Genomic DNA, 248 nt, shown 5'->3' with positions numbered 1-248 from the left:
AGCTCGACGAGGTCGATCTTCGTCGTCTCGGCGTAGGTGGTCCCGCCGACCGTGACGTCGTCCTCGCTGACGAGGCCGCCGTACTGCTCGTACAGCATCGAGCCCGAGAAGTCGAGCGTCAGCATGATGTCGACCGGCTCCGCGCCGTCGTACACGTTGTCGCAGTCCTCGTCGTACCAGAGCCGCGCCTCGATGGCGTCGCCGAGGTCGCCGAGGTTGTCCGGGTCGACGATCTGCTCCGGCTCGGT

At 66.9% G+C, this 248-nt stretch carries 1 pseudogene; it reads right to left on the bottom strand.

Features of this window, described 5'->3' with window-relative positions:
- A pseudogene (locus tag EXE44_RS19205) lies at positions 1 to 248 on the bottom strand (hypothetical protein); the annotation flags it as partial.

It is taken from the genome of Halorubrum sp. SS7, assembly GCF_005435055.1.
Lineage (GTDB): Archaea > Halobacteriota > Halobacteria > Halobacteriales > Haloferacaceae > Halorubrum > Halorubrum salinarum.
Note: the sequence above shows the minus strand (reverse complement) of the source record. Positions and strands in the feature narration are given on the sequence as shown.